This is a genomic window from Thalassolituus sp., from assembly GCF_034111725.1.
GTDB lineage: Bacteria > Pseudomonadota > Gammaproteobacteria > Pseudomonadales > Oceanobacteraceae > Thalassolituus.
Window position 1 is genome coordinate 1 of the sequence record NZ_JAWUWR010000066.1, and the last position, 13513, is coordinate 13513.

Sequence of the window (13513 nt, forward strand, 5' to 3'; positions counted from 1 at the left end):
GTTAAACTGATCCTGCCAACGGAATTCAAAACGTGCTTTGGACATTGCGTTGTCATGCAACTGTGCTGCCGGATGTCCTTTTGCCAAATCAGCAGCATGGGCTGCAATTCGATAGGTAATCAAACCTTGTTTTACGTCTTCTTTATTGGGCAATCCTAAATGTTCTTTAGGTGTGACGTAGCACAGCATGGCGCAGCCATACCAACCTATTAATGCCGCGCCAATCCCAGAGGTAATGTGGTCGTAACCAGGAGCGATATCAGTGGTCAGTGGTCCTAACGTATAGAATGGTGCTTCATGGCAATGCTTTAATTGCTCCTCCATGTTTTCACGAATTAAATTCATCGGCACATGACCTGGACCTTCGATAAAGGTTTGAACGTCGTGTTTCCACGCTATTTTCGTTAGTTCACCTAGCGTGCGTAACTCTGCAAATTGCGCTTCATCGTTAGCATCGGCAATGGACCCAGGACGCAAACCATCCCCCAATGAAAAGCTCACATCATAGGCCTTCATAATGGCGCAGATATCTTCAAAATGAGTATAAAGAAAAGATTCTTGGTGATTAGCTAAACACCACTTTGCCATAATAGAACCGCCGCGACTCACGATGCCGGTTAAACGCTGCGCCGTCATTGGTATAAATGCAAGGCGAACACCCGCATGAATGGTAAAATACTCCACCCCCTGCTCTGCTTGCTCGATGAGCGTGTCGCGATATACTTCCCACGTTAAATCTTCGGCAATACCGCCCACTTTTTCTAAAGCTTGATACAAAGGTACTGTGCCAACAGGCACTGGAGAATTGCGAATAATCCACTCGCGGGTTTCATGAATATTATCGCCGGTTGATAAATCCATTAGCGTATCCGCGCCCCAGCGAGTTGCCCAAATCATTTTGTCGACTTCTTCAGGAATAGAAGATGTGACTGCTGAATTACCAATATTAGCGTTCACTTTAACGCGAAAATTACGACCTATAATCATAGGTTCGCTTTCGGGATGATTAATATTGCATGGCAGCACCGCGCGCCCTGCGGCAATTTCGGAGCGCACAAACTCGGGGGTAATCATGGTGGGAATACAGGCACCAAACGACTGGCCTGAGTGATGTTCAGATTTGGCCTGTTCCAAACTTTGATAACTAAGCCCGAGATTCTCGCGGATCGCTACATACTCCATTTCGGGAGTAATAATGCCGCGGCGTGCGTAGTGCATCTGGCTAACATTAGCGCCAGAAATTGCTCGCCGCGACTGCCGACGACGATGCAAGCGTAACGCCTCAAGTGCAATATTTTTCTCGCGCTGGCGAGCGTATACAGACGTCGATTGCTGAAGTTCGGTAGTATCGCCGCGGTTCTCAATCCAATCATTTCGTAGTGGTTGCAGTCCTGCGTAAACGTCCATTGTTTGTTTTGGATCGGTGTATGGACCAGAGGTGTCGTAAACACGTAGTTTGGCATTGAACTCTACTCGTCCATTCGCATGAATTGTCGGACTTAATTCAATCTCACGCATACCTACTCTCACATTATGAGAGCGACCATCGCCTTCCACATATACCTTATGAGATCCCGGAAAAGATTGATTGGATAGCGGCGCATCCCGTAAGTGTACAGATGTATCTAATGAGTATTCAGATTGTTGTTTAGCCATGCTCGATTCCTTGGTTAAAGGATCAGGCGCAGCAGCGACGAAGAAAGAAGGGACTCGCCGTAGTAATGCCAAGAACTGACAACAGCGAGTGCACACGCAAAGTTATTTAAGAAAATAACCAAACGATTTTGTGCTGACTTCTGTTCCCTACGCTGGCACTAACCAGATCAGGTTCAACGGGACCCGCAATTGCGATCTCAGCCTGTGTGGTTTAAAAAAACCGATCAGGCACCCCGACAGAGTTGAGCTTGGAGTGTACGACGACCTTGGAAGTTGAACAAGCCCCTAATTTAGGAGCACGAAACACTCATTGATAATCCTTTACACCAATAGAAAATGCGCACGCGCCGTGGCAATAGGTTGATCAATATCGTTTTGCCAAGCAGTAATCGCGACGTTTGCCACGCGATTACCTTGACGCCAAACCTGACACTCAGCATAAGTATCTTGATGTCGGCCCGCACGTAAATAATCGAGTGAAAAATCAATAATTTTCGGCATGGCCAAACTGTCCATCGTCATCAATAAATGCAACGACGCTGACATTTCCATAAAGCCACCAATGACGCCACCATGTATGGCGGGTAAAATCGGGTTGCCAATATTATTCGGGTTTTTGGGTAAATAAAATCGCGGTGCACTGAAGCCATCTGTGCGCTGGCTTTGATCAACCGGTTGTAAACCAATCAACTGAGCATAAGGGATGGATTCTATCAGGGCACGATAATCTTTATTATTACGCGCAGCCGTTAATACTTGTTCAAATGTCATTTTGTATCCCCCGATTTCGCTGTCCCCATCGCTTGGCCTATACGCATAAAGGCGGCGGCACAGGTTGCTACTAGATCACCGGTCGAGCCTTCAGATTCTGCATTGGCAACAGCTTCCGCGTAAGTTTTCCCTTGAATGACATCGCAACGGGTGAATACCACACTGCTAGAAATTCGCGTCACTTTTGCCACGGCAAATAAGTCTAAACCTGGCGTCGCGGCTTTCATGTAATCAACCCGCAAATCCAGTGTCGGGCATAGCTCATGTCCAGGCAAAAAAGTGAATACGCCAGTACCACAAGCGGTGTCCATTAAGGTCGTCAAACTGCCGCCATGCACCGTACCCGTTAATGGATTACCAACGATAATTGGGCTGTAAGGCAAGCGCATCACCAAGATTTGATCATCAACAAACTCAATGGTCATTCCTAGTAATTTACAATGGGGTAACACGGATAAGAAGCGAGCCGCTTTCTCCGTATTGGCGATATGTTTTTCCTGCATATTACTCATAATTACTCCGACAATGCGGGCTAGCACCAATAAGCGTTATTGCACCAGACTAGCAGTTCTCCGTTAGAAGAATCGTGGTGGCGCAAATGGTGACCTTTAGATATGGGTCGTTATACCCGAATTTCCTTTGATCACAATGAGCAAAACGCACACGATGAATAACATAAATGCTCAGAACAATCTTTTCCATCTGAGCAATGTAGTCACTACTAGCCTTATGCTTATTTTTATTGCTTCAATACGGGTTATCGAAAACCAGACCCAGTGAATGAGTACGACACATGCAAAGATTTGATCATTACTATCAAGCCGCAGAAACACAGGCAGATATCATTTTAGATGGATCGTGGGGACAAGGTAAAACGACGTTTGGTGGAATGTCTACAGTACTGGCTTTAGCCGCCATCGAAGCTGACATACGCGAGGCCTACGGTGGCTACGCCCATACAGAAGCGCGTATTTTCTCAGCAGATGGCACCCTGCTCGCCCTAAGTCGCCAGCTCGTCGTAGTTTATGACCGCCGTGACTAGCAAATTGACGTACTCTTTCTTAGGCCTACTCCAAACTTACGATTCATAGTCGTTACAGACTGCAAAAAGTTACCATAATAAAGTTGCCCATCTGCCTACGGGCAACTATTACTTACTCATGCTTTTGCAACTTTGAATCCAATCTATGACGATCAACGTACTTATTTGTGACGACTCCAGTTTTGCCCGTAAACAAATGGCACGAGCCATTCCGAGTGGCTGGGATGTCGAAGTTCATTTCGCCTGTGACGGTGTTGAAGGTGTAGAAGCCATCAGTAAAGGGCTCGGTGAAGTGGTATTTCTTGATCTGACGATGCCGAATCTAGATGGCTATGGTGTGCTCGAAACCATCCGACAACGCGACTTACCGGCAATGGTTATAGTCGTATCTGGCGATATTCAACCTGATGCACAAGAGCGAGTTCGCAAACTCGGTGCCATGGCCTTTATCAAGAAACCCATAGATGCCGACAAGGCCCGCCAAGTGCTGGTTGAGTACGGCATTATGACTGAGGCTTGATATGAGTGCTGCGCACGAAATACTCAACGAAGATCAACGCGACTGTTATCAGGAATTAACCAATGTTGCGATGGGGCAAGCTGCCGATCGCCTAGCACGATTGCTAGACGCCTATGTCGTGCTGCCCATTCCAAGGGTCAATATTATTGAATGCAGCGACCTGCATATGGCAATTCAAGATGCCGAAACCGATTCAGCAGTCTCTGCAGTATGTCAAGGATTCATTGGTTCCGGAATTGCTGGTGAGGCATTGCTACTATTCAACGACACTAGTTTTGCCGATCTGGCCAAACTCATGAGTTACACCGGGCCACTGACGCGCCAAGCCGAGTTAGAGCTATTGATGGATGTCAGTTCAATTTTAATTGGTGCCTGCACTCATGGTATTGGCGAACAATTAGAAATTCACTTTACCCAAGGCCATCCTGTTGTTTTGGGGCAGCACTGTAAGGTCGATGACATCTTAAAAAGTGGTAATCAACAATGGCAACGCACGCTAGCGATTGAAATCCACTACACCATCGAACATGTGAACATTGAATGTGACTTGCTATTACTGTTTACCGAAGATTCTGTAGCGCGTCTCAATCAAAAAATTGATTTCTTATTGGACTAATGCATGAGCGAAACCCATATTGAAATCGGTGATATCCATTGGCTGATGGATATTCTACAAAATATTGATGTTGGGCTAGTCGTGTTAGATCGCGAATACAACATCCATGTGTGGAATGGCTTTATGGAAAGTCATAGCGCCATCAGTCCACAGAAGGCCAAAGGACAGAATCTCTTTAAATTATTTGAAGAAATTCCTGAGGCTTGGTTTCGGCAAAAATCCGAACCGGTATTTCAACTGAAAACTCGAACGTTTACCATTTGGGAACAGCGCCCTTACTTATTTCGCTTTAAAAACTCACGGCCAATTACTGGGCGTACAGCGCTTATGTTCCAAAATACCAGTATCATTCCGCTCGAATCACTCGACCGGCAGGTAAATCATATTTGCGTCATTATTTATGACGTAACCGATATTGCCGTTAGTCGCGCCGACGTGAAAAATGCGAATAAGACACTGACCGACATTCAAAGCAAAGACCCGTTAACGGGTTTATGGAATCGCGCTGGTTGGGAACCTCAGTTAGTACAGCAATTTAACGAATGCCAAGCAGCCGGAAATGAGTGCAGCTTAGTGACCTTCGACTTAGATAATTTTCGCACTTACAACGGTCACTATGGCCACCAGCAAGGTGATCAAGTGCTCAGTAATATTGGAAAATTACTCGAAAAAGCCGTTGGTCTACGTTTATCAGCGCGCCTGGGCGGGGAAGTCTTTGGGTTACTACTTCCAGGCCAAAACGGTGAGCAAGCAAAGGCGATGGCAGAGAAACTGCGCCGTGCAGTATTATTATTGAACTCCGGAAATGCCGACGACAATATCCCAAAAATAACGGCTAGTTTTGGTGTGGCGTCATTAGCAAAAGACACTCATAGTGCTCATGAATGGTTACAATGCGCAGATAAAGCGCTTTACCACGCAAAGGAAAGTGGCCGCAATCAAACAACCCTCTATCAGCACCGTCCCAACTAATTTGGCCATAAAGGCCATTGTGGCTTTTATCAACAGGAATTAAAGTAGCGCACTTAATTAATCACCACTGTGCGTTATGTCTGCCCAAGTAATTTCTCGCTTATTTATTGACCCACCACTTCGCGGTGCAACTCATTTTGGTTTTAGCCGTGAACAAATATTGGGCTTAGCGGGACTAAGTGCCCATGCTCTAGACAACCATAATGCAGGGTTGGATGCCCAAAGTTACAGCCGCCTAATGATTGCTATATGGAAACATTGCAACGACGAGTGCATGGGCTTATCACCTACTCCCGTTCGATTTGGTACGTTTGCGATGATGACGAAGGCCGTTATTTCTTGTACCTCACTTGATCATGCCTTACACAGAGCACAGCGTTTTTATAGCTTAGTGGCTGGTGCACCCGGTATACGCATCGAAAAGAGCGAGCACCTTGCCCGTATCGTCATTGAGCATAACCCTACTTTCGATCCGGATCGTTTTCTCAGTGAATCTTTACTCGCCGTATGGCATCGCTTTAGCAGCTGGCTAGTAGGGCAAGGTATTCCACTACTATCGGTAAGCTGTGCGTACCCTAAACCTCAGCACGCCGCTTTGTATCAAACCGTTTTTGCCACACCGATTAACTTTGATGCCAATTCGACGGCTTTAATTGTTCCCGCACGAGTTTTGGATTTAGCCATTATTCAAACGCCAGCCAGTTTGCGCGCCTTTTTACAGCACTCACCTGCCGACTTTCTAGCACGGCCGAATCCGCATCAAAGCATGACTGGACGCATACGTAAGCTATTGCAACAGTCGAAGCCAAATAACTTACCTAACCTTAATCAAGCAGCGAATGCTCTCGGAACATCGGCTGCAACCTTAAGACGTCGCCTCGCAACAGAACAAATATCCTATCAGCAATTGAAAGATGCTTTTCGCCAACAAGAGGCTTCACGCTTGCTTGCGCAAAGTGATACCTGCATACGAGATATCGCAGATTACCTTGGCTTTACTGAGAGCAGTGCATTTCAACGAGCATATCGTAAATGGACTGGGGTAACTCCCGGTAGTTATCGCTCGAATCAAAGAAAAGCACAGCAATAGCAATAGCAATAACCATCGCTGATCCGCTATCAATATCGAGTGGATTGCACCGGTCTAAACAATGACACCGACACGAGCAGGCTATAAACTGATGGGAGTATCAATTTCACCGAGATAAGTTCGAATGCCACTTGTGCTGTTTGTTTTATTACTGTTCATTGCAACGGCACCGGCACAGGCTCTCATACTGGAATCGAGTATTTCTGGCAGCTTGTTGGGGCGAGAGCTGGATTCTTGGGAAGAAGTCATTCCGTTAACTAGTGCGCTGGATATCCATCAGCAGGTATTCGATTGGCAACCCCAAACGGCACAAATCCCTAACCCTGGCATCACACGTCATCCCCTTTGGTATCGTCTTCAAATCGAAGTTCCTAATTCTTATGATCAGTGGTCGGCCTTAATTGGTTACGCACTGATCGATAAACTGGATGTATTGGTATTTCATCACGACACTCTCATAGGACAATACGAGCTGGGTGACCACTTGCCTTATGAGCAGCGCTTAGTTAATGATCTTGAATTTCAGGTACCCTTAGACTTCTCAAACACAGGTAATTACACCCTGTACTTTCGTATTGAGAACTCCGGCATGTTGCAATTCCCACTCAGTTTATGGACACAAACTGAATTAAGGAATCACTCACAAAATCGTGACATAGTACTGGGAAGTTATGTTGGTTTCTTAATTGCTATCGGCATCTATAACTTTGCTCTCTACATTGCGATTCGGCGTCGTTATATTCTGTATTTTGTTTCTTTTTTATCCAGCTACACCATTTTCTTTATTGCCTTATTCGGTATGGGATACCGCTATATTTGGCCAGATTCCCCTTGGTTTGAAGAACGAGCTACCATCTTTATGTCGTCGTTCTGCCTTCTCTTTGCGTCATTGTTTTCTTCAGAGTTTTTAGACGCAAAGTCTCGTTTTCCAAAAGTGATAAGGGCCATGAAAAATTTTGCCATCGCCTTATCAATGATTGCAATTATAGCAACGCAGATACCTGATTACGCTGACGCGATTTCTGTGATGATGACTCTGGCACTAATCATTCCTATTCTTCTAATTATCGTCACGACGATGGCTGGGTTATCTCAACGCGGTTCCGGAAAACTATATATCATCGTCCTCTATTCAATGGCATTAGCAATCATCTTGCATGATCTTAGCAGGCAAGGATTTATTCCTATGTCGCTGCCATTACAATACGTATCACATATTGGTGCTGCCGGACTAATTTTGATACACAGCCTTGCCATCGTCTGGCGTTTAGGCGAACAACGCTTGGCCTTAATTAAAAGCCAACGCGCTATGTTAAAAGCCCAAGAAGAATCGATAAACTCGCAAAAAAGATTGCAAGAAGCCGTAAAGTATCGCAATCAAAGTGAAGCCGATAACCGCGCAAAATCAGCGTTTATGGCAATGATGAGCCATGAAATCCGCACCCCTCTGAATGGGGTTCTGGGAATGGTCGAACTACTCCAACATACACGTTTAGACCAACAACAACGCCAGTATATTGATACTATTGCTGATTCGGGAGAGTCTCTGCTGAGTATTCTTAATGACATCCTAGATCTTTCCAAAATTGAGTCAGGTAAGCTTCAAATAGAACAACGGCCGCTCGATCTACACGAACTCATTAATAACGCTTTAATGCTCTATAGCCGTCAAGGACGCGAAAAAAACTTACGACTTATCGCAAACATTCATCCTCCCCTATTCCGCACCATAGTTGCTGATGAGCTACGTCTCAAGCAGATATTGATCAACTTTATTAGTAACGCTATTAAATTCACACAAAAAGGTCATGTCTGTGTCAGTGCAGAAATCAATAACAATGATTTGATTTTAACCGTCACAGATACCGGTATAGGTATAGATGAAAAGTATATTACGCGGTTGTTCGATAGTTTTTCTCAAGCTAACATTTCCACTTCTCGTACTCATGGCGGAACAGGGTTAGGCTTAGCTATTTGTAAGCGTTTAGCGGATGCAATGAGGGCTGAAATTCAAGTCGACAGCTGCATTGGAGAAGGGTCTAGTTTTCGTTTTCATCTTCCTAATGTCATACCAGCCGACGAAATAGATGCCCAGTCATTAATCAATAGTCACTACCGCCTACAATTAAATAATCCAATTGAACAGCGGACTATTAACGATTTTTTGTTAGCGTTAGGCATGCAACCAGAAAGTCAGCCTCAATCTGATAACGCCGTATTAGTCACAGACTCTCCTGACAATCGTCCTCGCGGCTATACCCAATCGCTGTTAATAGTCGACGAATATTGGTCTCGCTTCTCCTCCGAAATTCAATTGCAACGCCCATTGCGCACCACTGAATTATTAAATGCTCTATTACGACTTAAACAAAAGCACGCTCAGACTCAAGAGCACGTTTCAAACCCATCAACTCCTGTTATATGGATTGCCGAAGACAATTTTGTAAATCAAAAAGTAATCAGCGGCTTGTTAAAACACTTAGGCGTAACCTTTCGCGTATTTGACAATGGCTATGAGCTATTTGATATCTACCACCACAGCCCTGAAGTGCCAGATTTAATTCTTATGGATTGTGAAATGCCAGTAATGGATGGCTTTGAGGCGACTATTAACATTCGTAATGTAGAAATCAAGAATAAGTGGCCTAGAGTGCCGATTATTGCATTAACCGCCCACCCTGCTCACGAACTAGAGAATCAAGCCAAAGACAGCGGCATGGATGGTATTGTCAGTAAGCCCATACGCAAAGAAGCTCTCCAACGCTTGTGTCAGCAGTGGTCACCGAACAAGCAAGCGCCCCTTATTTGATCTATTGATGTCAAATGAAAGCCGCTCAGCTGCGGTGACTATGAGCGGGATAACTACCCAAAATTCTCAGCTCGCGCGCAAAATACGCTAGCTCCTCTAAAGCATTAGCAACGTTGGTTTGCTGAGGATGCCCATGAATATCCACATGAAAGTGACTGGCGTGCATAGTGCCGCCATCCATGTAGCTTTCTAGCTTGATCATGTTAACGTTATTCGTCGCAAAGCCGCCCAATGCTTTGTAAAGAGCAGCCGGAATATTCCGTACAGAAAACCATAAACTGGTGATGTACTTGGCATCAGGAATAAAGGTTTGATGTTCCTCTCGCTGACTAAAGACGAGAAAGCGAGTGGTATTACCAGTCACGTCCTGAAAGTTCTCTTGTACGATATCGAGTCCATACAACTCACCTGCTAATGCAGATGCAATAGCGCCTGCCTGACGATTATTGCCCTGACTCAATAACTGTGCAGACTTCGCCGTATCGACAGCTGCTACCGCTTTGATATTCAGGCCATGCAGACGCTGATAACACTGCGCCAGTGCTTGGGGATGCGAAGACACCTCGCGAATATCTTCTAATCGAACACCTGGTAGGGCTAGCAAGCAATGATTCACAGGCTCGAAATGCTCGGCAGTAACAAACAATTGGGTTTTAGGTATCAGGCGATAGATTTCTTCCACTCGCCCAGCCGTAGAATTCTCCAGCGGAATCATGGCGCGGTCGGCCAAACCTTGGCTAACCATATTCATCGCAGAGAAAAAGTCTTCGCAAGCAACGGCTTCCCATTCTGGGAAAACGTGACTGCATGCTAAATGCGAATAAGCACCCTGAGTCCCCTGATAAGCAACACATTGCATAATACCAACACTCCTTTCGCACCAATTAAGTGCAAACGTATCGGTTAATCATTGCAGGCACCAATATAATGCATCAACAATCTAACCTAAATTTATTAAACGCCATGATCGCATGAAGCCGACGGGACGGCGAGTACTGGCACAGAGACTGCAAGTCCGAAGTATCAATAGGGAAACCGTCACGGACAGTCACTATGAAAACAAATGAAAACCTTTGGCCTGCGGAATTAGCCCAAGACTCCGAAGATCTGGCCTTGTTGGATCAAGCCAGTGTCGTTTTGAGTAACTTTCCGAAGACTTGGTTATGCCAATGGCAAGAGGTTTGGCTGCCGCTTGCAGGATGGCTCGCTAGCAAGAAGCGATATGCAGCGCTGCCGCCCATTGTTGGCATTCATGGCGGGCAAGGTTCAGGAAAGTCCACTCTCAGTTTAGCCTTAGCCAAAATCTATAAAGAAGCCTTTAACTGGAACGTCGCGATAGTTTCAATTGACGATTTGTACCTTACGCGTGCCGAACGCGAAGAACTAGCTGCTACCGTTCATCCGCTATTAATTACTCGAGGTGTACCGGGTACGCATGACTATGCATTAGGACAAACCCTATTCGGCAAATTACGTCGTTTAACCGCAGAACATACAGTCACCATTCCGGCGTTTGATAAGGTATCCGATGATCGCTTACCGGAAGATCAATGGCATGAAATAGAAGGTCCCATCGACATGATTCTATTTGAAGGATGGTGTGTTGGCTGCCAAGCGGTTCCGGAACTAGAACTAGAACAGCCTATTAACGACTTAGAGGAAAAAGAAGACATAGGCGGACACTGGAGACGCTGGGTTAACGAGCAACTGAAAGGTCACTACCATGACTGGTTCAATACCATTGATACATTAGTCATGCTGAAGGTACCGGATATGAGAGCAGTGAGTCGCTGGCGCGCACAACAAGAAGAAGAAAATATTCGAAATCATCGCGGAAACGGTGAAGACCGCCGCTTGGATGAAATAGCCCTAGCACGCTTTATCCAACACTATCAGCGACTAACAGAGGAGGCATTAAGTTCACTTCCGAGTTATGCTGATGTAGTACTCACCATCAATCATCAGCACTGTGTCGACAGCGTGATACAGACTGACGGGAGGCTTGCATGATAGAAGAATCCATTCGTCCTGCCCTACCAATCGTGGTCATGACCGACTTGGATGGAACACTGTTGGACCATGATAACTACAGCACAGCGGCAGCCAAACCTGCACTAAATTGGCTGCACACCCATCAGATTCCGTTAATTTTCAACACCAGTAAAACCTACAACGAGGTATATCAATTAAGACGAACGTTAGATAACCATGATCCATTCGTGTGCGAAAACGGCAGTGCTATATTCATTCCCAAAACCGAAGGGAAAGGCTACAACACCGAGTTCATTGGTCTACGCTATTCCGCTATTTTGAAAGTGCTACACCAGCTACGCCAGCAAGGTTGTCACTTTCGTGGCTTCAACGATATGCCAGCAACAGAAGTTGCGGCACTAACAGGACTTTCCATAGAAGACGCGCACAGTGCGAAATCCCGCGACGGTACAGAGCCCATTCTATGGCAAGGGAGCGACGCTGAATTAGTAGCATTCAAGCTAGCTCTTGCAGAACACAAATTACAACTTCTCGAAGGGGGACGTTTTCTTCACGTTATGTCGCAAGTTGATAAAGCCGAAGGCGTAATCTTTTTTCGCCACCACTATCAAGAATTGTGGCAAGCTAACCCTATTGTAATTGCTTTGGGTGACAGCGATAACGACCGCGCCATGTTAGAAGCGGCCGACTATCCGATTGTTATTCCAGGCAAAAAATCGACACTTAAAATAAATAATAGTGCTGTGCTGTATGCAACTAGCCATGGTCCAAAAGGCTGGAACCAGACACTATTACCTCTATTAGAACAACTGCTGAAGGAGACTCGCAGTGGCTGATTTTTATCAGAATGGCATCATTACTACGCTACACAATTTAGTCGATCGACCGTTAGAAGACTTAGAAAAAGAACTGATGAGTTTTTCCCGAACTCGACCAATGTCATTAGTACTTCCGTCTTTGTACTCCGAACTAGAAGGCCCAGCGCTCGATAATATCATTACAGAACTTACCCAAGTGCCTTATCTCAATGAAATTGTGATTGGTCTTGATCGCGCCACCGAAGCGGAATTTGAACATGCTAAGCATTTTTTCTCTCGCTTGCCGCAACACCACCGCATTTTATGGAATGACGGCCCCCGCCTGAAGAAGCTCGATGCCATGTTGGCCGAACAAGGCCTAGCTCCCACCGAGCTAGGTAAAGGACGGAACGTTTGGTATTGCTATGGCTATGTGCTCGCATCGGGCCGCGCCGAATCCGTCGCCTTGCATGACTGCGACATCATTACCTATGATCGTAGCCTTCTGGCCCGTTTGATTTATCCTGTGGCCAATCCTGGCTTCAATTACGAGTTCGCTAAGGGTTACTACGCGCGTATAGCCGATCAAAAACTCAATGGCCGCGTCAGCCGTTTACTGGTGACACCATTGATTCGCGCGCTGAAAAAGGTCTATGGGTCGCTCGACTTCCTAGAATATTTAGATAGCTTTCGCTACCCATTATCGGGCGAGTTTTCTATGCGTGCCGACGTGTTAAACGACATTCGTATCCCAAGTGACTGGGGCTTGGAAATTGGCGTTTTATCGGAAATGCGTCGTAACTACTCGACCAATCGTATCTGCCAGGTTGATATCGCTGATAACTACGATCACAAGCACCAGCCTCTATCGCCAGACGATGCAGCAGCAGGCTTGTCGAAAATGAGCACCGACATCTGTAAAGCTATTTTCCGTAAACTTGCGACCCAAGGTGAAGTGTTCAGTACCGAAACCTTCCGCAGTATCAAAGCGACCTATTTCCGTATTGCCCTAGACTTTATTGAAACCTACTATAATGATGCGCGCATGAATGGACTAACCGTTGATCGTCATAGCGAAGAAAAAGCGGTAGAGCTGTTTGCAGAAAACATCATGAATGCTGGAGAACATTTCTTAGCAAATCCGATGGAAACACCCTTTATCCCTAGCTGGAACCGAGTAATATCAGCGGTACCAGACATTCTCGATCGTATTTACGAAGCGGTTGAAGAAGACAACGCCTAGGGCAA

General features: G+C 45.7%; 13 protein-coding genes and 1 riboswitch. Of the genes, 9 read left to right on the plus strand and 4 right to left on the minus strand.

What is annotated here, in order from left to right; translation table 11 throughout:
• The 3 genes from thiC to UXZ23_RS11185 form a co-directional block, all read right to left on the minus strand.
• On the minus strand, positions 1–1656 hold a 1656-nt coding region (gene thiC / locus UXZ23_RS11175), incomplete at its 3' end, for a phosphomethylpyrimidine synthase ThiC (RefSeq protein ID WP_320820656.1).
• 127 nt (positions 1657–1783) lie between these two features.
• Positions 1784–1902, minus strand: a riboswitch (TPP riboswitch).
• Between the two features lie 75 nt (positions 1903–1977).
• A complete protein-coding gene (locus tag UXZ23_RS11180) occupies positions 1978–2427 on the minus strand; it encodes a PaaI family thioesterase (RefSeq protein ID WP_320820657.1) in 450 nt (149 codons plus the stop codon).
• Positions 2424–2939, minus strand: coding sequence for a PaaI family thioesterase (locus UXZ23_RS11185; RefSeq protein WP_320820658.1), 516 nt, complete (start codon positions 2937–2939; stop codon positions 2424–2426). Before UXZ23_RS11185 ends, UXZ23_RS11180 begins: the two co-directional genes overlap by 4 nt.
• 281 nt (positions 2940–3220) lie before the next feature.
• Here UXZ23_RS11185 and UXZ23_RS11190 point away from each other — a divergent pair, with 281 nt between their 5' ends.
• The 6 genes from UXZ23_RS11190 to UXZ23_RS11215 all read left to right on the plus strand — a co-directional run bounded on the left by UXZ23_RS11190 (position 3221) and on the right by UXZ23_RS11215 (position 9476).
• The gene (locus UXZ23_RS11190; protein WP_320820659.1) at positions 3221–3469 is read left to right on the plus strand and encodes an acyl-CoA thioesterase domain-containing protein; all 249 of its coding nucleotides are present in this window, start codon (positions 3221–3223) and stop codon (positions 3467–3469) included.
• Between the two features lie 145 nt (positions 3470–3614).
• Positions 3615–3989, plus strand: a complete 375-nt coding sequence (locus tag UXZ23_RS11195) for a response regulator (protein ID WP_320820660.1) — start codon at positions 3615–3617, stop codon at positions 3987–3989.
• A gap of 1 nt (position 3990) precedes the next feature.
• The gene (locus UXZ23_RS11200; protein ID WP_320820661.1) at positions 3991–4605 is read left to right on the plus strand and encodes a histidine kinase; all 615 of its coding nucleotides are present in this window, start codon (positions 3991–3993) and stop codon (positions 4603–4605) included.
• 3 nt (positions 4606–4608) lie between these two features.
• On the plus strand, positions 4609–5577 hold the full coding sequence (locus tag UXZ23_RS11205) for a sensor domain-containing diguanylate cyclase (RefSeq protein ID WP_320820662.1): 969 nt from the start codon (positions 4609–4611) through the stop codon (positions 5575–5577).
• A gap of 76 nt (positions 5578–5653) precedes the next feature.
• Positions 5654–6667 carry an AraC family transcriptional regulator gene (locus tag UXZ23_RS11210; RefSeq protein WP_320820663.1) on the plus strand — a complete coding sequence of 338 codons (1014 nt, stop codon included), beginning with the start codon at positions 5654–5656 and terminating at the stop codon, positions 6665–6667.
• 124 nt (positions 6668–6791) lie between these two features.
• Complete coding sequence (locus tag UXZ23_RS11215) at positions 6792–9476, plus strand: 7TM diverse intracellular signaling domain-containing protein (protein ID WP_320820664.1); 2685 nt, start codon at positions 6792–6794, stop codon at positions 9474–9476.
• A gap of 25 nt (positions 9477–9501) precedes the next feature.
• On the opposite strand, the gene UXZ23_RS11220 is transcribed toward UXZ23_RS11215, so the two are convergent.
• Entirely contained in the window at positions 9502–10335 is an 834-nt protein-coding gene (locus tag UXZ23_RS11220) for a prephenate dehydratase (RefSeq protein WP_320820665.1), read from the minus strand.
• A gap of 194 nt (positions 10336–10529) precedes the next feature.
• Between UXZ23_RS11220 and UXZ23_RS11225 the strand changes: the two genes are divergently transcribed.
• The 3 genes from UXZ23_RS11225 to UXZ23_RS11235 are packed head-to-tail and all read left to right on the plus strand — an operon-like array spanning position 10530 to position 13508.
• Positions 10530–11486 carry a hypothetical protein gene (locus UXZ23_RS11225; protein WP_320820666.1) on the plus strand — a complete coding sequence of 319 codons (957 nt, stop codon included), beginning with the start codon at positions 10530–10532 and terminating at the stop codon, positions 11484–11486.
• Positions 11483–12304 carry an HAD-IIB family hydrolase gene (locus UXZ23_RS11230; protein WP_320820667.1) on the plus strand — a complete coding sequence of 274 codons (822 nt, stop codon included), beginning with the start codon at positions 11483–11485 and terminating at the stop codon, positions 12302–12304. The genes UXZ23_RS11225 and UXZ23_RS11230 overlap by 4 nt, the downstream gene beginning before the upstream one ends.
• Complete coding sequence (locus UXZ23_RS11235) at positions 12297–13508, plus strand: hypothetical protein (RefSeq protein ID WP_015487237.1); 1212 nt, start codon at positions 12297–12299, stop codon at positions 13506–13508. Before UXZ23_RS11230 ends, UXZ23_RS11235 begins: the two co-directional genes overlap by 8 nt.
• The last annotated feature ends 5 nt before the right edge of the window (positions 13509–13513 follow it).

Excerpts from the sequence above, each read along its gene's own strand:
- UXZ23_RS11180 (WP_320820657.1), bottom strand. The coding sequence starts at position 2,427 with ATGACATTTGAACAAGTATTAACGGCTGCGCGTAATAATAAAGATTAT.
- UXZ23_RS11185 (WP_320820658.1), bottom strand. The coding sequence starts at position 2,939 with ATGAGTAATATGCAGGAAAAACATATCGCCAATACGGAGAAAGCGGCT.
- UXZ23_RS11190 (WP_320820659.1), top strand. The coding sequence starts at position 3,221 with ATGCAAAGATTTGATCATTACTATCAAGCCGCAGAAACACAGGCAGAT.
- UXZ23_RS11195 (WP_320820660.1), top strand. The coding sequence starts at position 3,615 with ATGACGATCAACGTACTTATTTGTGACGACTCCAGTTTTGCCCGTAAA.
- UXZ23_RS11200 (WP_320820661.1), top strand. The coding sequence starts at position 3,991 with ATGAGTGCTGCGCACGAAATACTCAACGAAGATCAACGCGACTGTTAT.
- UXZ23_RS11205 (WP_320820662.1), top strand. The coding sequence starts at position 4,609 with ATGAGCGAAACCCATATTGAAATCGGTGATATCCATTGGCTGATGGAT.
- UXZ23_RS11210 (WP_320820663.1), top strand. The coding sequence starts at position 5,654 with ATGTCTGCCCAAGTAATTTCTCGCTTATTTATTGACCCACCACTTCGC.
- UXZ23_RS11215 (WP_320820664.1), top strand. The coding sequence starts at position 6,792 with ATGCCACTTGTGCTGTTTGTTTTATTACTGTTCATTGCAACGGCACCG.
- UXZ23_RS11220 (WP_320820665.1), bottom strand. The coding sequence starts at position 10,335 with ATGCAATGTGTTGCTTATCAGGGGACTCAGGGTGCTTATTCGCATTTA.
- UXZ23_RS11225 (WP_320820666.1), top strand. The coding sequence starts at position 10,530 with ATGAAAACAAATGAAAACCTTTGGCCTGCGGAATTAGCCCAAGACTCC.
- UXZ23_RS11230 (WP_320820667.1), top strand. The coding sequence starts at position 11,483 with ATGATAGAAGAATCCATTCGTCCTGCCCTACCAATCGTGGTCATGACC.